This is a genomic window from Phenylobacterium deserti (assembly GCF_003254705.1).
In the GTDB taxonomy this organism is placed as follows: domain Bacteria; phylum Pseudomonadota; class Alphaproteobacteria; order Caulobacterales; family Caulobacteraceae; genus Phenylobacterium; species Phenylobacterium deserti.
Window position 1 is genome coordinate 311218 of record NZ_QFYR01000001.1, and the last position, 21698, is coordinate 332915.

Annotated in this window: 16 protein-coding genes; 8 read left to right on the forward strand and 8 right to left on the reverse strand. The window is 68.2% G+C overall.

The window, feature by feature from the left end; genetic code table 11:
* Positions 1–4: 4 nt before the first annotated feature.
* Positions 5–1672 (reverse strand): energy-dependent translational throttle protein EttA, encoded by a 1668-nt coding sequence (gene ettA, locus DJ018_RS01590; protein WP_111513049.1) that lies wholly within the window; start codon positions 1670–1672, stop codon positions 5–7.
* A 226-nt stretch (positions 1673–1898) separates the two neighbouring features.
* On the opposite strand from ettA, the gene DJ018_RS01595 reads away from it, so the two are divergent.
* The 6 genes from DJ018_RS01595 (at position 1899) to DJ018_RS01620 (ending at position 9940) form a co-directional block, all read left to right on the forward strand.
* A complete protein-coding gene (locus DJ018_RS01595) occupies positions 1899–2081 on the forward strand; it encodes a CsbD family protein (protein WP_111513050.1) in 183 nt (60 codons plus the stop codon).
* Positions 2082–2196: 115 nt separating this feature from the next.
* Complete coding sequence (locus DJ018_RS01600) at positions 2197–3762, forward strand: carboxylesterase/lipase family protein (protein ID WP_111513051.1); 1566 nt, start codon at positions 2197–2199, stop codon at positions 3760–3762.
* Positions 3763–3783: 21 nt separating this feature from the next.
* A complete protein-coding gene (locus DJ018_RS01605) occupies positions 3784–5349 on the forward strand; it encodes a cation:proton antiporter (protein WP_111513052.1) in 1566 nt (521 codons plus the stop codon).
* Between the two features lie 69 nt (positions 5350–5418).
* Positions 5419–7011: an amidase gene (locus tag DJ018_RS01610; protein WP_111513053.1), complete on the forward strand. Its 1593-nt coding sequence runs from the start codon at positions 5419–5421 to the stop codon at positions 7009–7011.
* 188 nt (positions 7012–7199) lie between these two features.
* Positions 7200–8525, forward strand: coding sequence for a glycosyltransferase (locus DJ018_RS01615; protein ID WP_240609427.1), 1326 nt, complete (start codon positions 7200–7202; stop codon positions 8523–8525).
* Positions 8526–8593: 68 nt separating this feature from the next.
* Positions 8594–9940 carry a response regulator gene (locus DJ018_RS01620; protein WP_111513054.1) on the forward strand — a complete coding sequence of 449 codons (1347 nt, stop codon included), beginning with the start codon at positions 8594–8596 and terminating at the stop codon, positions 9938–9940.
* A gap of 53 nt (positions 9941–9993) precedes the next feature.
* On the opposite strand, the gene DJ018_RS01625 is transcribed toward DJ018_RS01620, so the two are convergent.
* A complete protein-coding gene (locus DJ018_RS01625; protein WP_111514622.1) occupies positions 9994–10641 on the reverse strand; it encodes an OmpW/AlkL family protein in 648 nt (215 codons plus the stop codon).
* Positions 10642–10817: 176 nt separating this feature from the next.
* Here DJ018_RS01625 and pepN point away from each other — a divergent pair, with 176 nt between their 5' ends.
* Positions 10818–13448 (forward strand): aminopeptidase N, encoded by a 2631-nt coding sequence (gene pepN / locus DJ018_RS01630; RefSeq protein WP_111513055.1) that lies wholly within the window; start codon positions 10818–10820, stop codon positions 13446–13448.
* Positions 13449–13538: 90 nt separating this feature from the next.
* Entirely contained in the window at positions 13539–15407 is a 1869-nt protein-coding gene (locus DJ018_RS01635; protein ID WP_276309801.1) for a sensor histidine kinase, read from the forward strand.
* On the opposite strand, the gene DJ018_RS01640 is transcribed toward DJ018_RS01635, so the two are convergent.
* The 6 genes from DJ018_RS01640 to DJ018_RS01665 all read right to left on the reverse strand — a co-directional run bounded on the left by DJ018_RS01640 (position 15354) and on the right by DJ018_RS01665 (position 21689).
* On the reverse strand, positions 15354–15869 hold the full coding sequence (locus DJ018_RS01640) for a periplasmic heavy metal sensor (RefSeq protein WP_111513057.1): 516 nt from the start codon (positions 15867–15869) through the stop codon (positions 15354–15356). The two genes, DJ018_RS01635 and DJ018_RS01640, sit on opposite strands and share 54 nt — an antisense overlap.
* Positions 15869–16276 (reverse strand): hypothetical protein, encoded by a 408-nt coding sequence (locus tag DJ018_RS01645; protein ID WP_111513058.1) that lies wholly within the window; start codon positions 16274–16276, stop codon positions 15869–15871. Before DJ018_RS01645 ends, DJ018_RS01640 begins: the two co-directional genes overlap by 1 nt.
* Positions 16277–16822: an RNA polymerase sigma factor gene (locus DJ018_RS01650; RefSeq protein ID WP_111513059.1), complete on the reverse strand. Its 546-nt coding sequence runs from the start codon at positions 16820–16822 to the stop codon at positions 16277–16279.
* A 38-nt stretch (positions 16823–16860) separates the two neighbouring features.
* Positions 16861–17238: an EF-hand domain-containing protein gene (locus tag DJ018_RS01655; protein ID WP_111513060.1), complete on the reverse strand. Its 378-nt coding sequence runs from the start codon at positions 17236–17238 to the stop codon at positions 16861–16863.
* A 67-nt stretch (positions 17239–17305) separates the two neighbouring features.
* Positions 17306–20185, reverse strand: a complete 2880-nt coding sequence (locus DJ018_RS01660) for a bifunctional [glutamine synthetase] adenylyltransferase/[glutamine synthetase]-adenylyl-L-tyrosine phosphorylase (protein WP_111513061.1) — start codon at positions 20183–20185, stop codon at positions 17306–17308.
* A 100-nt stretch (positions 20186–20285) separates the two neighbouring features.
* Positions 20286–21689 (reverse strand): sensor histidine kinase, encoded by a 1404-nt coding sequence (locus DJ018_RS01665; protein WP_111513062.1) that lies wholly within the window; start codon positions 21687–21689, stop codon positions 20286–20288.
* Between the last annotated feature and the right edge of the window lie 9 nt (positions 21690–21698).

Below are 21698 nucleotides of genomic sequence, written 5' to 3' on the forward strand. Positions count from 1 at the left end.
CGGACTAGCGCGAGAACTTCTGGAACTTGATGCGGTGCGGGATCAGGGATTCCACGCCCAGCCGGCGCTTCTTGTCTTCTTCGTAAGCTTCGAAGTTACCTTCGAACCACTCCACGTGGCTGTCCCCTTCGAAGGCCAGAATGTGGGTCGCCAGACGGTCCAGGAACCAGCGATCGTGGCTGATGACCACGGCGCAGCCGGCGAACTCCTCCAGCGCCTCTTCGAGGTTCTGCAGGGTCTCGATGTCCAGGTCGTTGGTCGGTTCGTCGAGCAGGATGACGTTACCGCCGGTGGTCAGGGTCTTGGCCAGGTGGACGCGGTTGCGCTCACCACCCGACAGCAAGCCGACCTTCTTCTGCTGGTCGCCGCCCTTGAAGTTGAACGAGCCCACGTAGGAGCGGGTGTTGATGTCCCGCTTGTTGACCGTGAGGATGTCCAATCCCTGGCTGACTTCCTGCCAGACCGTCTTGTTGGGATCGAGCGCGTCGCGGCTCTGGTCCACATAGGCCAGCTTAACCGTTTCGCCGAGGCGGAACGTCCCGCTGTCCGGCTGCTCCTGGCCGGTGATGATCCGAAACAGGGTCGACTTGCCGGCGCCGTTCGGGCCGATCACGCCAACGATGCCGTTGGGCGGCAGCTTGAAGGACAGGTTCTCGAAGAGGACCTTGTCGCCATAGGACTTCGAAAGGTTCTCGGCTTCCAGCACCACGTTGCCAAGCCGCGGGCCCGGCGGGATCTGGATCGAGGCGAAACTCTGCGCCTGGCGAGCGCTCTCCTGCTCGCGCACCATCTCGTCATAGCGGGCGAGACGCGCCTTGGACTTCGCCTGGCGAGCCTTGGCGCCCGAGCGGACCCACTCCAGTTCGCGCGTCATGGCGCGCTGGCGGGCTTCGCTTTCGGACTGCTCCTGGACGATGCGCTTGGTCTTCTGCTCCAGCCAGCCGGAGTAGTTGCCCTCGTAAGGGATGCCCTTGCCGCGGTCGATTTCCAGCGTCCACTTGGTGACCTGGTCGAGGAAGTAGCGATCGTGGGTGACCAGGATCACGCAGCCCGGGAATTCTTCCAGGTGGTGCTGCAGCCAGGCCACGCTTTCGGCGTCGAGGTGGTTGGTCGGTTCGTCGAGCAGCAGCATGTCGGGCTTGGAGAGCAGCAGGCGTGCGAGAGCCACGCGGCGCTTTTCACCACCTGAGAGCTTGTCCACCGGCCAGTCGTTCGGCGGGCAGCGCAAGGCGTCCATGGCCATCTCGATGCGGGAGTCGATGTCCCACAGGTCGCCCGCGTCGATCTTCTCCTGGAGGGCGGTCATCTCCTCCATGAGTTCGTCGGTGTAGTTCTCGCCCAGTTCGGCCGCGATCTCGTTGTAGCGGTCGACGATCTGCTTTTCTTCGCACCAGGCGATGACGTTGCCCCAAACGTTCAGGGTCTCGTCCAGCTGCGGCTCCTGGGCCAGGTAGCCGCGCTTGATGTTCTCGGCGCACATGGCCTCGCCGGAGTATTCCTTGTCGAGGCCCGCCATGATCTTCAGCAGGGTCGACTTACCCGAGCCGTTCACGCCCACCACGCCGATCTTGGCGTCGGGGTAGAAGCTCAGCCAGATGTTCTCGAAGACCTTCTTGCCGCCGGGGTAGGCCTTGGTCAGGCCCTGCATCTGGAAGATGTATTGCTGCGCCATGGGGCGTCCGCGCTCGCTCGATAACTAAATGGGGAAGTCGCGGAGCAGATAGCCGCCGAGTGCCCGCGGCGCAACGGCGACGGGCTGGCGCAACCCTCTTCGCGCGGAGCACAGGCCGCCGAAGCGCTCGCATTTGTGCAGTGAGTTCCGTCCAGGGCGGAACGAACGGCGCCTTCGCACGTAGTGCAGCCGACGGGGGACAACCCCAATCGCGAAGGAGTGCGCTATGCACAAGGACGAGATGAAGGGCGCCGCCAAGGACGCCAAGGGCTCGATCAAGGAAGCCGCCGGCAAGGCGACCGGTGACGAGCGCCTGGAAGCCGAAGGCGGTGCGGACCGCGTCGAAGGCAAGGTCCAGAAGGGCGTCGGCTCCCTGAAGGAAGCCGCCCGGGACGTCCTGAAGCACTAGCTTCAGCCGCCAAGCGTTCGAAGGCCGCGCCCCCGAAGCGCGGCCTTTGTCGTGTCTAGCCGTTGATTTCCTCGCAAAGGCGCGCTTGCCTCACGGCTTCGCTCCGGAGCCTTGCATGAAACTCGCCCGCCGCCTGGCGCTCTGTCTCGCCGCCGCGATCCTCGCCACGCCCGCCGTCGCCCAAGTCGCCGACCAGGTTAAAGTCGAAGGCGGGGCTATCGACGGCATGGGCCGTCAGGCTTCGGGTGTTCGGATCTTCCGCGGCATACCCTACGCCCGCCCGCCGGTGGGCGCACTGCGCTGGACCGCCCCTCAGCCAGCTCAGTCCTGGCGCGGCGTGCGGCCCGCCAAGACCTTTGCCGCCCAGTGCATGCAGCAGCCGCTCTACACCGACATGATGTTCCGCTCGTCGGGCGTCAGCGAGGACTGCCTGTACCTGAACGTTTGGACGCCCGCTCGCGCAGCGACCGAGAAGCTGCCGGTTCTGGTCTACTTCTACGGCGGCGGCTTCCGCGCCGGAGACGGTTCGGAACTGCGCTATGACGGCGAGGCCACGGCGGCCAAGGGCGTGGTGGTCGTGACGCTGAACTATCGACTGGGGGCCTTCGGCTTCTTCGCCCACCCGGAGCTGACGGCCGAGAGCCCGAACCGCGCTTCCGGCAACTACGGTCTGCTGGATCAGGCCGCCGCCCTGCGGTGGGTGAAGGCCAACATCAAAGCGTTCGGCGGCGATCCGAACCGCATCACCATCGCTGGAGAGTCGGCCGGCTCCTTCTCCGTCAGCGCTCAGATGGCCTCGCCGCTCTCGAAGGGGCTGATCGCTGGCGCGATCGGGGAAAGCGGCAGCTTGGTTGGCCTGCGACCGCTGACCGCGCGCTCAGAAGCTGAGGCCGAGGGCGTGCGGTTCGGCCAGGCCGTTGGAGCACCGAACCTCGCCGCCCTTCGCGCTCTGCCGGCCGAACGGCTGCTGACCCTGGCTGCCGAGAACAACCTGCGCACGGGTCCGAACGTCGACGGCTGGTTCTTCCCGCGCCAGCCGCGCGAGATCTACGCGGCCGGGGAGCAGGCGCGCGTGCCGTTGCTGGCCGGCGCCAATTCCCAGGAAGGCGGCGCGGAAGCGATCCTTGGCAAGGGTCCCGTGACGGTCGCCGCCTGGCGCGAGGCCGTCGGCCAACGCTTCGGCGCAAGCGCTCCGGCGATCCTGGCCGCCTACCCCACCGCTTCGGACGCCGATGTGGAAGCCGCAGCCCGCACCCTGGCGAGCGACAGCTTCATCTCCTACTCTACCTGGAAGTGGTTCGATCTGCATCGGGCGACAGGGCAGCCCAGCTACTACTACTTCTATGCTCGCCCCCGCCCGGCGACGAAGGCCGAGCCCGACGCCCCGCGTCCGCAAGGCGCCGTGCACTCCGCCGAGATCGAATATGCGCTGGGCAACCTCGACCTCAATCCGGTCTACGCCTGGACCTCGGAGGATCGGGAGGTCTCCCGGGTGATGAACGGCTACTTCGTCAACTTCATCAAGAAGGGCGATCCGAACGGCCCCGGGTTGCCCGCGTGGCCGGCCGCGGGCGGCACGCGCTATTCGCAGATGGTGATCGACGCCTCCAGCCGGGCTGAACCTGCGGCGGCGATGGACGCGCGCTATCGCGCGCTCGAAGCCGCACTCGCCCAGCCCTGATCCTGATCCGGCAGCCGCGCCATGGAACTCTTCGAGTGGACCTTGGCCCTGCTGCTGGGCTCGGTTGCGCTGACGGCGATCTCCCGGCGGATCAACGCTCCCTATCCGGTGCTTCTGGCCCTCGCTGGGGCGGCGATCGCGCTTGTGCCCAACGGGCCCGAGATCCGGATCGAGCCGGACCTGGCGCTCGCCTTATTTATCGCGCCCATCCTGCTGGACTCGGCGTTCGACACTTCGCCGCGGGACCTCCGCCGCAACGTCCTACCGCTGACATCGCTTGTTGTGGTCGCAGTTCTGGTGACGGTGGCAAGCGTTGCGCTGTTCGCTCACCATTGGGCGGGCATGCCGCTGGCCGCGGCCATCGCGCTGGGCGCCATCGTGGCGCCGCCTGACGCTTCGGCGGCCGCAGCGATCCTGTCCGACATCCGGCTGCCCAGGCGCGTGCGCCAGTTGCTGGACGGCGAAAGCCTGCTCAACGACGCCACCGCAATCATGGTCTACCGCCTGGCGGTGGCCGCCGCAGTCGGTCACATCACCTGGTCTCATGCCGGACCCATGCTGGCGCTCTCGGCTGTCGGCAGTCCGGTGGCGGGTTACATACTCGCGCGACTGTACGACCGCGCGACCGCCCGGATCGAGGATCCCGCCAGCTTCACCGTCCTGACCTTCGTGGGCACGTTCGGCGTCTGGATCCTGGCCGAGCGGCTAGGGCTCTCAGCCATCATCACTACCGTCGTCTACGGGATGACGCTGTCGCATTCGTCTAGCTCGCGCACCTCCGCGCGCAATCGGGTCAGCAGCTACTCGGTCTGGGAGACCGCGGTCTTCACGCTGAACGTTCTGGCCTTCGTTCTCATGGGCCTGCAGGCGCGGCCGATCCTTGCTCGCCTGGCCGGGGACGGCCTCGCGGAAGCCCTGGCGTTCAGCGGCGCGGTGCTGGCGATCGTGATCGTCACGCGCGTCGCCTACGTCATGACCTACGCCAGCGTGCTTCGGCTGAAGCACCGCCTCCTGGGCGGTCCGCTCGCAGCCAGCGTCGGCCCCGCCAAGACACGCAGCGCCCTGCTGGTCTCCTGGTCGGGCATGCGGGGGCTCGTAACGCTCGCCACCGCCTTCGCCTTGCCGGCGGATTTCCCGTTCCGCGACCAAATCGTCCTGGCCGCCTTCGTGGTGGTGCTCGGCACCCTGGTCATTCAGGGTCTGACGCTGAAGCTGCTGGTGACCCGCCTCGGCCTGCAGCCGGACACAGAGGTGGAGCACGAGGTCTCGCATGGCCGGCAGGCCCTGATCACCGCCGCTGTGGCGGCGCTGGAGGGCGATAGCTCTGTCGAAGCCGATCGGCTGCGGGCGATCCTCACCGAAGAGCGCCAGGTGGCCCAGGACCAGGAAGCCCCGCAGCGCGCCACCGCGTTCGATGAACTCAAGCTTCGCGTCGTGACCTGTCAGCGCGAGCGGCTGACCGAACTGCGTCGTGCGGGAGAAATCAGCGACGAGGCGTTCCACCGGCTGGTGGAAGACCTGGATTGGGCCGAACTCGACGCCACTCCGCATGGCGGGTTTGCACCTCTGACGACATCTGCGGTCTGAAGCGAACCGGGGCTGGCGCAACGCGGTCGGCGGCAATAAACCTCTCGAGCATCGCGCCTTGGGGGGTTCATGTTTCGCACATTCGCGCTGGCGGCATTGTTTGCGTCGGCTGCTACCGGAGCGCTCGCACAGCCTCTCGGTCCCTATGCCTCGGCCAAAGACCAGCAAGCCGCCATGACATCGGGGGCCGTGACCTCTGAAGCGCTTGTGCGCGCCGCTCTGGGCCGCATCGCCGACCTCGACCACCGCGGCACCAAGCTGAACAGCGTGATCGTTATAAGCCCCCGCGCCATGGCGGACGCCCAGGCGATGGATGCGGAGCGCCGGGCCGGCAAGATCCGCGGTCCGCTTCACGGCGTTCCGGTGCTGATCAAGGACAACATCGAATCCAACGACGGCACGGCCACGACAGCAGGCTCCCTGGCCCTGAAGGACAACGTCACCGGGCGCGACGCACCGCTGGTCCAGCGCCTGAAGGCCGCCGGCGCCGTCATCATCGGCAAGACCAACCTGTCCGAATGGGCGAACTACCGCTCCACTCAGTCGATCAGCGGCTGGAGCGCCATGGGCGGTCTGGTTCACAACCCGTACGCCCTTGACCGCAACGCCTGCGGATCGAGCTCGGGCTCCGGTGCCGCCGTGGCGGCCGGCTTCGCGGCCCTGGCGGTCGGCACTGAAACCGATGGGTCAGTGACCTGCCCCGCCTCGTTCAACGGCTTGGTCGGCTTCAAACCGACGCTGGGTCTGGTGTCCCGCACGCACGTGGTGCCCATTTCGCCCGAACAGGATACGGCAGGTCCCATGACACGCACGGTCGCCGACGCCGCGGCCCTGCTGGCCGGCATGGCGGGATCGGATCCGGCAGACCCGACGACGAGGCCTGCCGACGCCCGCAAGGTCGACTACCTCGCCGCCCTGGATGCGAACGCCCTGAAGGGCGCCCGCATCGGCGTGCTCCGCCGAGAAGGTGGATCGGCCAAGCTGCAGGCGGCTTTCGACCAGGCGCTTGAAACCATGCGTCAAGCGGGCGCCGTGCTGGTGGACGTCAAGGCGTTGCCCGATGCTCAGCTGAGCCAGATCGGCGAGGCCGAGGACGCCTCGTTGAAGGCCGAGTTCAAGGCTGCCATCAACGCTTATCTCGCCACCACCCCCGCAGCGGTCAAAACCCGCACTCTCGACGACCTGATCGCCTTCAACGCCGCAACACCCGCCGAAACTGCCATCTTCGGCCAGGAGATCTTCGAGGCGGCGAACAAGAGCCCGCCGCTCACCGACACCGGGTACAAGGCCAAGCGCGCAGCCGCCAAACGCCTCGCGGGCCCCGAGGGCATCGACCGCATGCTGAAGCAGGCCAATGTGGAAGCCATCGTGATGTCGGGCGGACCGCCCGCGGCCCTGGTGGATCCGGTGAATGGCGACAACTTCAGCGGCCCCTCGACGTCGCTGGCGGCGGTGGCCGGCTACCCGCACCTTAATCTGCCGGTGGGCCAGGTCTCGGGCCTCCCCGTCAGCCTGTCCATCATCGGCACGGCCTGGTCGGATGCGCGCATCCTGTCCCTCGGCTACGCCCTCGAACAGGCGCTTCCGGCCTGGCGTCCGCCCGAGTTCCTGCCGACGGTCAACGTGCGTCCGGAACTGGCCCGCGCATTGGACGTGGACTGAACTCTTGCGCGACAAGGCCGACGCGCCGATGTTCCGCCGAGCTTGAGCGGCATCAAAACGGCATAATAAGCCGCCGGATGACGGCTTAGGCCATCTGCTGATACCAAGGGCGGTCGCTCCGACGAGGGGCCGTGACGCGGCCGCACCGGCGAAGGACGAGACCACTGGCGAAGCTCTGGAACAGACCTGTGAGCCCGACCCGCGCCACCAAGCTGCGCGGGCTGCGGCAGCGCAGGCGGGATCGCTCTGCCGCTCTGTTCGTTGCGGCTTCCACGAGCATCGAAAAGCAGAGGGCGCGCCGCGTGTTCGACGTCACGGCTGCCGAGCACGAGAACCTCATCCGGCTTGATCCGGCTGAAGCGCCCGCCGCTCCGGGCGCCGGCTTCCACCTCCTCGACACCACCATGATGTACGCGCCCAAATCGGGCGGCGTGAAACGCTACCTCATGGCCAAGCGCGCCTGGCTGCAGAAGCGTCGTCCGGACATCCAGCACAGCTTGGTGGTGCCAGGGCCACGCACCCAGGTTGAAGGCGACGGGCTGGTCACCATCGCGGCGGCCCGCCTGCCCTTCGGCGACGGCTACCGAATGCCGGCGAGCCTGACGAAATGGGCGACCATCCTTCAGACCCTGCAACCGCAGATTATCGAAGCCGGCGACGTCTTTGTGCCTGGCCATGCTGCACTGGAAGCAGGCGAAGCGCTGGGCGTGCCGGTCGTGGGTTTCTGCCACACCGATGCGGCGGCCCTGGCGGCCCTGCACTTCGGCGAATGGGCTGAAGCGCCCACCTTCAACTTCTGGGCTCAGGCCTATCAGCGGTTCGACCACGTGGTGGCGCCCAGCCGCCATATCGCCTCGCGCCTGGAAGAAGCCGGCGTGGAGCGCCTGACGGTGCAGTCGCTGGGCGTCGACACCGAGCTGTTCCACCCCAGCCGCGCCGACCGCGCGCGCCTGTTCAAGCGACTGGGATTGTCGCCCGACATCCGCTTGCTGGTCTTCGCCGGCCGCCCGGCCCGCGAGAAGAACATCGAGTCGATGATCGACGCGGTGGAGCGCCTCGGCGACCCATACCGCCTGCTGCTGGTCGGCGCCGGCAAGGACGCCCGCTACTCCTCGCAAGTGATCGTCCACGACTACGAACGCGACCCCATCAAGCTGGCCGGCATGATCGCCAGCTGCGACGCCTTCCTGCACGCCAACGAGAACGAGATCTTCGGATTGGTGGTGCTGGAGGCCATGGCCGCCGGCCTTCCTGTGGTCGGCCCCATGCGAGGCGGCGTCGGCGAGCTTGTCGATGCCACCGTGGGCCAGCTGGCGCGGGTGGCCGACGGCCCCGGCCTGGCCGAAGCGATCGAAGCGCTCTTCGCCCGCGATCTCGAGCCGATCTCCAAAGCGGCGCGGCACCGTGCTGAGACCCGGCACGGCTGGGATACAACCTTCGAAGGCCTGACCCGCCTTTACAGCCAGCTCATTGCCCAGCGGCCGGCGACCCGCCCGCTGGCGCTGATCGCGTAGGCGAACACCCGCTTAAGCGTTGATAAAGCTCAGTTCGGCGAGACTTGCTCCGAATCCGGAGCGCCGCCTTGGCTTCCACGTCCGATCCACGTCCGGTCGAATACGCAGGCTGGGACCGCCTCCGCCGGCCCGTCTGGCTGTTTGACCCGACACAGCGGCGCAAGCTCTACGCAAACCAGGCCGCAGCCGAACTCTGGGGCGCTGCGAACCCAGATGCGCTCATGGCGCGAGACTTCTCCCAGCAGTCGGACGCCGTGCAGCGCCGCCTGCAGCGCCTGGTCAACGCCACCGCAAATGGGGACACCGTTCACGAACGCTGGACCTACTATCCGCATGGCAAGCCGGTGACCGTCGAAGCCGCGATCTCGGCGTTCGAGGTCGCGCCTGGGCTTCAGGCCTTGCTGTTCGAAGCCGTGCCGGCGGAGGTCGAGCCGGAGGAGCGTCGCGCGGTCGAGGCTCTGCGCCACACAACGACGTTGGTCACGCTGTTCGACACGGCCGGCGCGGCGCTTTTCAGCAACCCTGCCGCATTCGCCGCCTACGGTGCGTTGGACTTCATCGGACGCTTTCAGAACCCTGAGCACGGGAAGGAGGTTCTGGAGGCGGTTCTCGCCGCCGCGCCGCATGCCGAGTTCGTACCGGTCCGCACCCTCGCCGGCGAGCGCATCCATCACCTGGAAGCCCGCGCCCTGCTGGACCCGGTGACGGGTCAGTCCAGCCTGTTGCTCAGCGAACGCGATGTGACGGCCCAGGTGGAAGCCGAACAGAGGGCCGAGCGCGCGGCTGCCCGGCAGCGCTTCCTGAGCACCATGAGCCACGAGCTGCGCACGCCCCTGAACAGCGTGCTGGGCTTCGGCGAACTGCTTCGCCGGACTTCGCTGGACGCGGAGCAGCGCGGCCATCTCGACCGCGTCATGGAAGCGGGCGACGGCCTGCTCCGCATGATCAACGAGCTCATCGCCCTTTCGGACGTAGACTCCGACGCCGCTCCCGCTTTCAGCGCCGCGGCGCCGCAGCCAACTTCGGAAGAACAGGCTGAAGCCACGCGGGCGCTGCGGGTTCTCTATGCCGACGATCACGAGGGCAACCGGCTGCTGGTCCAGACTGTGCTGACCGCGCAAGGGCACGAGTGCGACGTGGTGAGTGATGGCGCCGAAGCAGTCCACGCCACACGGGGAAGGCTCTACGATCTGATCCTGATGGACATCCAGATGCCGGTAAAAGACGGCGTCAGCGCCACTCAGGAGATCCGCGCGTCACCGGGACCCGAAGCCGCCATCCCCATCCTGGCGGTCACCGCCAACACGCTGTCCCATCAGCTCGACGTCTATGCCTCGGTGGGCATGAACGGCTGCATCGCCAAGCCAGTCGATTTCGCGGAGTTGATCGCCAAGGTCGAGGCCTGCGTGACCTAGCCTGGCGTGGTCGGAAGGCCGCAGACGTTCTGACGCTGCGGCCCCTGCCCGGACTAGAACTTGTAGCCGACGCCCGCCGAGACGACCCACGGATCGAGGCGAACCTTCGAGGTGACGCCGTTCACACCGTCGGTGGCGGTGGTGTCGAAAAAGATCTTCTTCACGTCGGCGTTGACGCTCCAGCGGCCGCTGGTGGCCACGTCGACCCCGGCCTGCAGGGCCGTGCCGAACCCGTCCTTCACCTTCAGGCGGAAGCCGTTCTGGTCCTTGTCGTTGTAGAATAGCATGTAGTTCACGCCCGCACCGACATAGGGGCTCACCTTCGCGCCGGGCGCGAAGTGATACTGCACCGTCACCACCGGCGGGAGGACCCAGGTCTGCTTGACTGTGAGGTCCGTGGCCGGCCCCTTGGCCTTGATCGTGTGCTTGGTCGTACCGGCGATCGCCTCCACGGCGACGTGGTCGGTGAGAAAGTAGCTCAGACCGATGGTTGGCATGACGTCGTCGCTCACATCGGCCTTCAGGCCGGTCGGCCGGCCCGCCAGGGTCGTGATGTCGTCACCCACGTCGGGCGCAACATTGGTGACGCGGACGTTCAGCAGGATCGTGCCGGCGGCCTTCGGCGTGAAGTCTTGCGCGTTCGCAGCTCCGGCCAGCGCAAGCGCTGCGCCGGCGGTCATGACGAGAGCAATCTTTTTCATGGCTATCCCCATCGGCGGCAAGAACGCCGCGCGAGGGGTTCCTCGCGCGTTCGTCGAAGCTTGGCCTTGATTTGGCTCAAGCCGTCTCACGCCCAGGCCTGCGAACCTTGGGCGGGGCCGGGAGTTGAGGCAGGCCCGCCCTGGCGCCGCCGCCTCGCAAGGAATAGATGCCCTCTATGCGCACCGACACGCCTCAGGCCATTCGCCTTTCGGACTATCGCCCGCCCGCCTTCCTGATCGACGAGGTTGCCTTGACCTTCGACCTGCACCCCACCGCCACGCGGGTGACCGCGCGGCTCCAGGTGCGGCGAAACAGGGAGCATTCGGAGCCCCTAAGGTTCAACGGCGAGCGCCTGAAGCCTATCTCCGTCGCAATTGACGGCCGGGTCCTGTCCGATGGCGAACGCACCATCGATGACGAGGGGCTGACGATCCCCAGCGCCCCTGATGCCTTCGTGCTGGAGACCGAGGTCGAGATCGATCCGGAGAACAACAAGGCTCTCGAAGGCCTCTACATGTCCGGGGGGCGGTTCTGCACGCAGTGCGAAGCCGAGGGCTTCCGGAAGATCACCTTCTGGCCGGATCGGCCGGATGTTCTGTCCCGCTTCACCGTCCGGGTGGAGGCGGACCGAAGCTTCCGTCACCTGCTGTCCAACGGCAACCTGATCGAGCAGGGCGAACTGGAGGGCGGCCGCCACTACGCGGTTTGGAATGACCCGTTCCTGAAGCCCAGCTATCTCTTCGCATTGGTGGCGGGCGAGCTGGACGTCCTGGAGGACAGTCTGGTCACCATGACCGGCCGCACGGTCGAACTGAAGATCTTCGTCGATCCGGGAATGGCCCCGCGCGCCGCCTACGCCATGGACGCCCTTAAGCGCTCCATGAGGTGGGATGAGGAGGCGTTCGGCCGCGAATACGACCTCGACCTCTTCATGATCGTCGCTGTGCGCGATTTCAATTTCGGGGCCATGGAGAACAAGGGGCTGAACATCTTCAACAGCTCCCTGCTGCTGGCCGACCCCGCCACCGCCACCGACGCGGACTTCGAGCGGATCGAGAGCGTCGTGGCCCACGAGTACTTCCACAATTGGACCGGCGACCGGATCACCTGCCGCGACTGGTTCCAGCTTTGCCTCAAGGAAGGCCTGACCGTCTTCCGCGACCAGAGTTTCTCGGCCGACATGCGCGGTCACGCGGTCCAGCGGATCAAGGACGTGAAGGCCCTGCGGGCCCGGCAATTCGCTGAGGACCAGGGTCCGCTCGCCCACCCCGTGCGTCCCTCGAGCTATCTGAAGATCGATAACTTCTACACGGCGACCATCTATGAGAAGGGCGCCGAGATCATCCGCATGCTCAAGATCCTGTTGGGCGCGGAGGCTTTCCGGGCCGGCATGGACCTCTACTTCGAACGCTGGGACGGTCACGCCACCACGGTGGAAGCGTTCATCAAGTGCTTCGAGGAAGCTTCGGGAAGCGACCTGTCGCACTTCTTCGCCTGGTACGAACAGGCCGGCACCCCGCGGGTGAGCCTGGAGAGCCAGTACGATGAGGCGGCCAAGACCCTGACGCTGAACTTCGCGCAGGAAACGCCGCCCACGCCGGGCCAGCCGGTGAAGCAGGCGCTGCCGATCCCGATCGCCTTCGGCCTACTCGATGGCGAAGGCCGCCCGCTGCGCTTCGAGCATGACGGCGAGCCGCAAGACGAAACGGTCATTGTCCTGGATCAACCCCAGGCGAGCATCACCCTGACTGGCGTCGATCGCTTCCCGGTCATTTCCGCGCTTCGCGGCTTTTCGGCTCCCGTGGTGCTCACCACCGATCTGGAGCCCAAGGACAAGTACGTCCTGCTCGCAGCAGATCCGGACCTGTTCAACCGCTGGGAGGCCGGGCAGGAACTGGCGCGAGACCTGATCCTGCGTCGCGCCGCCGGCAGCCCGGACGAGGTGAACGAGGAACGCTACGCAGACGCGCTCGGCCGCGCCCTGTCGGACCAGTCGGCCGATCCGGCTTTCAAGGCGCTCATGCTCGCCCTGCCGTCCGAACCCGATCTGGCGTTGGTCATGAGCCCCGCCGATCCGCAGGCCATCCATGAGGCGCGCGACGCGCTCCGGACCCGCCTTTCAGTGCATCTGGAGTCGCAGCTGCGCGAACTGCACAACGGTCTGCAGGATCTCGGCGAATTCTCTCCGGATGCAGAGGGGGCCGGTCGACGCGCCCTGCGCAACGCCGCGCTGGACCTGCTGCTGGCTAATCCTCGCTCGGATAACGCCGCTTACGCGCATGGTCACTTCGAGGCGGCCGGCAACATGACGGACGCCATGGCCGGCCTGTCCGCCCTGATGCAGGTTGGGGGGGAGGCGTTCGGGCAGGCTCTCGCCGACTTCTACGAGCGTTGGACGTCGGAGCCGCTGGTCATCGACAAGTGGTTCGCCGTGCAGGCGCGCGACCCCAGCGAGACCGCCATTGGCCGGGTCATGGGGCTGACGGCCCATCCCGCATTCGACACCAAGAACCCAAACCGCCTGCGGGCGCTGGTCTCCACCTTCGCGAACTTCAATCCGGCGCGCTTCCATGATCCGAGCGGCGCGGGCTACCGGTTCCTGGCCGACCAGATCCTGGCCGTGGACCGATTCAATCCGATGATTGCCGCCCGCCTTGTCGACCCGCTCGGCGGCTGGCGGCGCTACAAGCCCGAGCTCGGTGCCCTGATGCGCGCGGAACTCGAGCGGATCGCCGCGACGGCAGGGCTGTCGAAGAACGTCTACGAACTTGCGACCCGGGCCCTGGCGCAGGACGCCCAGGACTGAACGCCGCGCTAGCCCCTGGTGACGGATTCGCCGACGCACCGTAGAGTCCGCACCGGGGTGCTTGCAGTCTAGCTTGAGGAGCGGCGCGGCTTGGCTAAACGCGGGGGGAAAAGCTCGGCTCCGGCCGAGATGCACGGCCGTTCGGCCGCGCCCTCCCACGTGGAACGCTCACCGAGCCATCGCTTCACGCGCATCGCGATCCTGGCCTGCCTTGTCATGCTGGCCGTCTACACCGCCTTTGCGGTCATTCGGTTGCGCATGGGCCCTCAAAGCCCGGTCGAGCAGCTGCTTTGGCTTCTCGCCCCCCTGGGCGTGGCCTTCCTGCTGGGCACCCTGCTGATCGCCGAGACGCGCCGGGTCGAACAGGCGCATCTGGCCTTCAACGACTCCGAGCGTCGATTCCGGATGGCGGTGGAAGCCGCCCGCTGCGGGATCTGGGAGTGGGACCTGGCCGAGGACAAGATCTTTATGTCCGACGTCACAGCCGCCTTGTTCAGCTGGCGCGGCGGCGTCGTGGACGGCCAGCAGGTGCTGGACCGCGTCTCCCCAGGCCACCGCGAGGGACTGCGCGACGCTCTTCGCGCCGCCGCCGTCTATGGCGGCTTCGACGTCTCCTTCCGCGTGCCCAGCCTGACCGGCGGCCGCCCCGTCTGGATCGACGCACGCGGCCAGGGATTCGGCGAGAGCCCCGAAGGCGGTTACGCCCGCATCATCGGCGTCGCTCTGGACGTGACCGAGGAGCGGCTGGCTCAGGCCCGCGCGCAGGCGGCCGAGACCCGGCTACGGGACGCAATCGAGAGCGTCTCGGAAGCGTTTGTGCTGTGGGACCGCAATGACCGGCTGGTCATGTGCAACCGCAACTTCCGCAGCTTCTTCCGGCTGGACGCCCATGTCCTGACGCCTGGCGCGACGCGAGACGTCGTGGACGAAGCCTCTCAGACCGCGATCCGGCGTCAATATGCAGCGCCGGGCGATCGCACCGGCGTCAAGGAAGCCGAACTGGCCGATGGGCGGTGGGTGCAGATCTCGGAACGCCGCACCGCCGAGGGCGGGCTGGTGGTGACTGCCGCCGACATCACCGCTGTGAAGGCGCAGGAGGAAGCCCGCCGGCTGAACGAGGAGGCGCTGCGCCGCGCCGTCACCAACCTCGAGCGCAGCCAGGAGCAGCTGTCCGAGCTGGCGCGCAAGTACGAAGCCGAAAAGGTCCGGGCCGAGGCCGCCAACCAGGCCAAGAGCGAGTTCCTGGCCAACATGAGCCACGAGCTGCGCACGCCGCTGAACGCCATCAACGGCTTCTCCGAGATCATGGCTGCGGAGATGTACGGACCGCTGGGCGATCGCCGCTACCACGACTACGCCAAGGACATCCTGGGGTCCGGCCAGCACCTGCTGGCTCTCATCAACGACATCTTGGACATGTCGAAGATCGAGGCGGGCAAGATGAGCCTGCGTTTCGAGCCGATCTCCATTCAGGAGGTGGCGGAAGACGCCGTCCGTTTGGTCCGCAACCGCGCCGAGACTGCCGGGCTGGCGCTGGCGGTGCACATGCCGGAGTTGCCGGAGGTCGAGGCCGACTACCGGGCCGTCAAGCAGGTGCTTCTCAATCTGCTGTCCAACGCCATTAAGTTTACCCCCCGCGGCGGTCGCATCACGGTCTGGGCCGAACTGCGGGAGGACACCTTGGGGCAGCGGGTGCGCCTGGCGGTCGAGGACACGGGCATCGGGATCTCGGCGGACGATCTCGCGCGGCTCGCCCGGCCGTTCGAACAGATCGAGAGCCAGCAGTCGAAGACAGCCCAGGGCACCGGCCTGGGCCTCGCCTTGAGCAAGTCTCTGGTCGAGATGCACGGCGGCCTCATCGACCTGAAGAGCATGCCCGGCCGGGGTACGACCGCCAGCTTCTCGCTACCGGTCCAGCAGACCGGGGTGGCCGCCACCCAAGGCAGCGCCGCCGCCTGAGGGACCACGCCGCTCGCGCGGGCCGCCGCGCGGCTGCGCCAAGGCTTGCGCGAACCGCTTCCGATCCTCTGGGGTCAAGCCAGCCGCAAAGCTGACGATCCGACGGTCCAGTTCGGCGCGGGTCTCCCCGTCGATCGCTCGGGCGCGCTCCAGCTCCTTAAGCACGGCCTGGGTGTCCACCTGATCGGCTCCCAGCCGCGCCCAAGCCGCGCGACGGATCATCCGCGCTTCCCGGAAGCGGGCCGCGACGCCCGGCTGGCCATCGCGCAAGGCCGAACGCCATTCCTCCTGCGCCCCCGGTGAAAGGGCGGCCACGGCGGGCCCCATCGGACCTCCGCCCCGGCTGCGTTCCGGCGGCGGCGGGCGCAGGTTGGTGAGGGCGGCGCCCGCCAGAGCCCCCACCACGAAGACGTTCACCGTCAGCGACACGAACAAGGCGATCAGCAGGGCCTTCCGGCTCATCAGACGTCCTCCGACAGGCCGGAAAGGTCGAGCTCGGCCACAGCGGCGCCCGCGCTGTTGGCGCCGGTGGCCCGCTGCTCGAGCTGAACCCCGAACAGCACCCCCGCCGCACAGGCCGCAGCAAGTCCCGCGCCCAAGCCGGCTGGCATCAGCCAGCCCCGCCAGCGCGGCTCGCGTCGTGGTTTGGGCGCTGCCGCCAGCACCGTGTCCATCAGGGCCGCCGAAGCAGGCTTCGGTCGCCAAGCGTCCAGGAATGCGTCCAGCTGCTCCGCTTCCGCAAGCGTGCGGCGCGCGTACTCGGGCTCGGCCGCCATCAGCAGGGCTGCGGCGTCGCGCTCGCTCTCCGGCCAGCGGGCGACCTGCCCGCCGTAAGCCTGCGCCAGTTCTTCGAACCGCTCTCTGTTCACCTAACGCTCCACCATGTCAGCCAGCGCGCCCCGCAGGGCCCGGCGGGCGCGCGAAAGCAGGCTCTCCAGCGCCTCGACGCTGACGCCCATGATCGCCGCGGCCTCGATGTTTCCCAGTTCCTGATAGTGGCAGAGCACGACGGCTTCCCGCTGCCGCTCGGGCAGGCGCTGCAATGCCCCCGACACCCGCACGCTCGTGTCCGCCGCCAGCAGCCGGCGGTCCGGCGCAGGCCCCTCGTCCACCTGCTCGGGCGGCGCGTCCGTGGCGATCTCGCGCCGACGCCGCAGCCGGTCGTAGCAGAGGTTCAGCGCGACACGGTGCAGCCAGGTGTCGAACTTGGCCTCGCCCGGCTTCCACTTGGGCGCCTGCTTCCAGATCCGGACAAAGGTCTCCTGAGCGACGTCCTCTGCCTCGGCGGGGTCGCCCAGCATGCGCTGGGCGAGCGACAGGATGCGCGGAAGCTTGCGGGCCATGAGGGCGCGCACGGCGGCGGGATCGCCCTTCGCCACGCGCGCCAGCAGCGCCTCGTCCGGATCGCCCGTCAAACGCGACCTTGCCCCCGACCTTCAGCGGCCAACTGGTTCTAGGGACGGCCACGTTGCATCTGCTGGCGCAGATTGACGAGTTCCTCCTCCGACAACGCGCCATCCCTGTCGAGGTCGGCTGCAGCGAAGGTCTGAGCCGCCGCGGCCTCGGCTTCCGCCTTGGTCACAGCGCCATCCTTGTTGGTGTCGAAGCGGGTGAAGATGCGGGCGCCGGGGCCGTCGCCGGCTTCCGCGGCCGTGATCTGGCCATCGCCGTTCTTGTCGAGCCGGTCGAAGAAGCGGCCGGGCTGCATGGCCTGAAACTCGGCCATGGTGACCTTGCCATCCCCGTCGGCGTCGGGGTTGCGGCCGGACGGCTGGGCGGCGGCGCTGGTCGCAACGGCCACGGCGGCGAGGGTGAGAAGCATGGTCTTCATCTGAGATCCTTGGAGAGCTGTTTGCCCGTCCCTCTGCTTCAACGCCCCAGCACCGGTTCTCCGTCGCTCAGGGACAGACGATCGCCTCGTAAGCGCCGCGGGCCGCAGCGCGGGAAGCTTCCAGGCGGGTCTTCAGCACCCGGAACTCGCGCACGCCGCCGGCCCGGGCCAGCAGCGCCCGGAAGGCCTTGGGCTCGGCAGATGGGTCGGCGTTGTCCTCCAGGGCGACCTTGAGGAGCTGGCTCAGGTCCTGCTGAAGGCGCCAGGCCTGAGCCAGCGCCTTGAGCGGCTCGGCAGGGGCGAGACCGCTTTCGCGGAAGGCGGCGAGCGCTTCGGCGGTGTTGGGCTTCAAGGGTCCGCCGTCGGGGGCGTGAGCCAGCTGGAGAAACTGGGCGGCGAACTCGATGTCGACCAGACCGCCGGGCGAGAGCTTGAGGTCCCAGTCGCCCTTGGGCGGCCGCTCGCGTTCCAGGAGCTCTCGCATCTCGCGGACCTCGGCGGCGGTGCGCTTGCGGTCGCGGGGGCGGCGGAGCTGGCGCTCGATGGCTTCGCAGGCCTGCTGGGCGAAGTCGGGGGAGCTGGCCCAGACCACCCGGGCGCGGGTCAGGGCGAGGAACTCCCAGGTCTCAGCCTCGCCCTGGTAGTAGTTCTCGAAGGCGGCGCAGCTGACGGCGACGGGGCCTTTGGTGCCGGAGGGGCGCAGCTGCATGTCGACGGTATACAGACCTCCCTCGGCGGTCTGGCTGGAAAGTGCGGCGATCAGTCGCTGGGTGAAGCGGCCGTAGAAGGTGGCGGCGTCCCAGCCCTTCAGCTCGCTCATGGCGGCGGGATCATCGGCCAAGTAGAGGGTCATCAGGTCGAGGTCGGAGCTGGCGCTCATCTCGCGCGAGCCGCATTTGCCGAGGGCGACGACGGCCACCTGCCCTGCGAAATCGCCGCCGATGCGGATGGTCTCGGCCAGGGAGGCGGGACCTAAGGCCTGGATGCAGAGGTCGGCCAGGTCGGCGAAGGCGCGGCCGGCCTGCTCGGCGGTGGCCGAGCCGCTCATCACCTGGACGCCGACCCGGAAGGCCTGCTCGCGATGTACACGGCGTACAGCATCGAGCGCGGGCTCGAAGCCGCCGGCGCGACGCACCGCGACGTCCATGACGGCGCGGTCCTCCTCCACGTCGATGTCCTCGAAGAAGGCGCTGTCGAGCATGGCGTCGATGGCCGCGGGCCGGCGCGCCAGGGTCGAGGCCAGCCGCGGCGCGAAGGCCATGACCTGCACCACCAGCTCGAAGAGCTTGGGCTGGGCCAGGAACAAGGACTGAAGCTGCACGCCCGAGGACAGACGGGAGAAGAAGTCGCTGAAGCGGTTGAAGGCGGTGTCCGGCGCGCCGGTGGCGTTGGCGGCTTCCAGCAGGCGAGGCGCCAGCCGGGTGAAGAGCTCGCGCCCACGTTCGGTGCGGGTCGCCGGGATGTTGCCGTGGTGCCAGCTGCGGATGGTCTGGGACACGCGGTTCGGATTGGGGAAGCCCATCCGCGCCAGGGTGGCCAGGGTTTCCGGGTCGTCGTCGACGCCGGTGAAGACCAAGCTGCCGAACCGGGAGGACAACGGCTCCTCTTCCGGGAAGAGCTCGCCGTAGCGGCCGTTCACGGTCTTGAGGATGCGGGTGATGGCGGCGTCGAAACTGCGCAGCCGGTCATAGCCGGAGAGAGCCGCCACGCGGCGGCGGTCGTTGTCGGACTCCGGCAGGCGATGGGTCTGCTCGTCCGCCAGCATCTGGATGCGATGCTCGACGGCGCGCAGGGTGCGGTAGGCTTCGGCCAGCTCGGCGCAGGTGGCCGGCTCCACGTGACCGGCGTCGGTGAGCGCCTGCAGGGCGTCCAGGGTGCGGCAGCTGCGCAGCGCCGGATTGCGGCCGCCCAGGATCAGCTGCTGGGTCTGGACGTAGAACTCGATCTCGCGGATGCCGCCGCGCCCGAGCTTGAGGTCGACGCCCTTGGCGCTCATCCGCTCGTCCACCTTGTGGGCGTGGATCTGCCGCTTGATGGAGTGGATGTCGGCGATGGCCGCGAAGTCGAGGTGCTTGCGCCAGATGAAGGGGGCGAGCTCGGCGAGGAAAGCCTTGGCGGCCGGGATGTCGCCGGCGCAGGGGCGCGCCTTGATGAAGGCCGCACGCTCCCAGTTCTGGCCGACGCTTTCGTAGTACTCGAGGGCGGCCGGCACCGGCACGGCCGGCGGGGTCGAGGATGGGTCCGGCCGCAGGCGAAGGTCCATGCGGAAGACGTAACCATCGGCCGTCTTGGCCTGCATCAGCTCGGACACGCGTTGGGTCAGGCGGACGGCGAAGGCCTGGGCCTCCACGCCTTCGGCCAGCGGCAGGGCGTCGGGATCGAAAAAGACCGAGACGTCGATGTCGCTGGAGTAGTTCAGCTCGAAGGCGCCCTGCTTGCCCATGGCGATGCAGAACCAGCCGGGCACGGGCCCATGCTCGCCCTCCCCTACGCGCGTCAGGCGGCCGGCCTGGAGCTCTGCGCGGGCGGCGACGGTCAGTGAGGCCCCAACCGCCGCGTCTGCGAAGCGGGTCAGGGCGCCGGTGACCTCATCGAGATCCCAGACGCCGCCAAGGTCGGCCAGGGCGGTCAGGAGGTGCAGCTCGGCCTTCAGCTTACGTAGTTCGACGGAGGCGGCGTCGGTGTCCAGGCCTGCAGCCGCGGCGGTGCGCGCCAGGATGTCGGCGAGCTGGGCGTCGGGCTCGGCTTCGAGCAGCCGGCCGAGCATGGCGGGGGCGCGGCGGCCCAGGCTGGCCAGATAGGAGGAGGCGCCGAACACCGGCTCAAGAGCCGGCCAGGCCTCATCGATGCGCGGCGTCTCCCCGATGATTTCGCGGGCGCGGGCGGCGGCCTTGGCGTCGATGACGGGGCCGCAGGGCTTCAGCTGGTCGGCGAGCATCGATCTCATCAACTCGTGTCATCGGGGGAGCCGCGCAGCGGCTGTCCGGGACCCATGAACACCAGATGGTGCATGGGGGCAAACGAGGGGCTAACGGCCGTGGTTGGGGCTACGCAACGCGCGGCAAGATGAGTGCGACGCGCAGGCCTGGACCCATCTCGCCGACCTTGCCGGGGCCTTCGTCCAGTTCGAGGCGGCCGCCGTGGGCCTCGGCGACGGCGGCGACCAGGGAAAGGCCAAGGCCCGCGCCGGGCTCGTTGCGGCTGTTCTCCAGGCGGACGAAGCGGTGAACGACGCGTTCGCGATCCTCTTCCGGCACGCCCGGCCCGGTGTCGGTGACCGAGAACTCCACCTCGCCCGACGAGCGGCGGCGGACCCGCAGCATGATCGCCCCGCCGGTCGGCGTGTACTTGATGGCGTTGTCGAGGATGTTGGCCAAGGCCTGGGCCATGAACTCGCGGTTGCCCCGGATGGTGAGCTCCTTGGCGAGCTCGGCGGCGAAGTCGATGCCCTTGTCCTCGCAAAGCGGCTCGTAGAGTTCGGCGATGTCGGCGGCCAGCTCGGTCGGGTCGAACAGCACCGGGTCGGGCGCCGTGCCGGCCGCCTGCAGGCGGGCGATCGACAGCACCGCGGCGAATGTCTTCAGCACGCCGTCGGTGTCCTCCAGCGCCTGAGCCAGAGCGTGGGTCGGATCACCCTTGCCCGCTTCCACATCCAGGTAGGCCGCTTCCAGACGGGCCCGTAGGCGAGTGAGCGGAGAGCGCAGGTCGTGGGCGATGGCGTCGCCGGCATGCTTGTGACCGGCCATGGAGCGTTCCAGCCGGTCCAGCATCTCGTTGAGGCCCAGGGCCAATTCGTCGAACTCGTCGCGGGTGCCGCGGACGGGCGCGCGAGCGCCCAGGTCGCCGTTGCGGACGGCGTCCACCACGCCCGTGAGGCTGGCCATGCTGCGGGAAACGTTGCGGCTGACCAGCACGCCGCCGGCCAGGCCCAGGATCACCACGAGGGCGCCCGCACCCCAGAGCGCGCGGACGATCTTCATGACGTAGGCCTCGTCTTCGCCCACGTCGGCCCCGACGAACAGGATTTCGCCGCCGCGCAGCCGCTCCTGCAGGCCGCGGGCGGGGTGGCGCACGAGGCGACCGTTCGGCGCCTCGTCGGTGATGGTGAAGGTCGTCCAGGCGGGCTTGCCGGCAAAGTCCTCGATCGGGCTCTCCTCGATCGATCCGGAAATCCGCCGCCCGTCAGGGGTCATCAGCAGGTAGAGGAACGGCCGCTCGCTGGCGGCGCGCTCGATCAGCGCCTGGTTAACCGCGTCGACCCCGGCCCGGTTGTAGACCGACGCGAGGGAGATCATCTCGCGGGTGATGTCGCGGTCGGTGCGGCGCGTCGCCTCCCCCGCGGTGGCTACATAGATGTAGGCCAGGAAGGCGCTGGCCGCGCTCGCGAACAGGGCGAGAAACAGCAGCGTCAGCCGGAACGGGGTCGTCCGGAAGATGCGCGGCAGGCGCACCCGAGCGCC

Bases quoted from the DNA above. Each gene is read 5' to 3' on its own strand.
- ettA (WP_111513049.1), bottom strand. From the start codon at position 1,672: ATGGCGCAGCAATACATCTTCCAGATGCAGGGCCTGACCAAGGCCTAC.
- DJ018_RS01595 (WP_111513050.1), top strand. From the start codon at position 1,899: ATGCACAAGGACGAGATGAAGGGCGCCGCCAAGGACGCCAAGGGCTCG.
- DJ018_RS01600 (WP_111513051.1), top strand. From the start codon at position 2,197: ATGAAACTCGCCCGCCGCCTGGCGCTCTGTCTCGCCGCCGCGATCCTC.
- DJ018_RS01605 (WP_111513052.1), top strand. From the start codon at position 3,784: ATGGAACTCTTCGAGTGGACCTTGGCCCTGCTGCTGGGCTCGGTTGCG.
- DJ018_RS01610 (WP_111513053.1), top strand. From the start codon at position 5,419: ATGTTTCGCACATTCGCGCTGGCGGCATTGTTTGCGTCGGCTGCTACC.
- DJ018_RS01625 (WP_111514622.1), bottom strand. From the start codon at position 10,641: ATGAAAAAGATTGCTCTCGTCATGACCGCCGGCGCAGCGCTTGCGCTG.
- pepN (WP_111513055.1), top strand. From the start codon at position 10,818: ATGCGCACCGACACGCCTCAGGCCATTCGCCTTTCGGACTATCGCCCG.
- DJ018_RS01640 (WP_111513057.1), bottom strand. From the start codon at position 15,869: ATGAGCCGGAAGGCCCTGCTGATCGCCTTGTTCGTGTCGCTGACGGTG.
- DJ018_RS01655 (WP_111513060.1), bottom strand. From the start codon at position 17,238: ATGAAGACCATGCTTCTCACCCTCGCCGCCGTGGCCGTTGCGACCAGC.
- DJ018_RS01660 (WP_111513061.1), bottom strand. From the start codon at position 20,185: ATGAGATCGATGCTCGCCGACCAGCTGAAGCCCTGCGGCCCCGTCATC.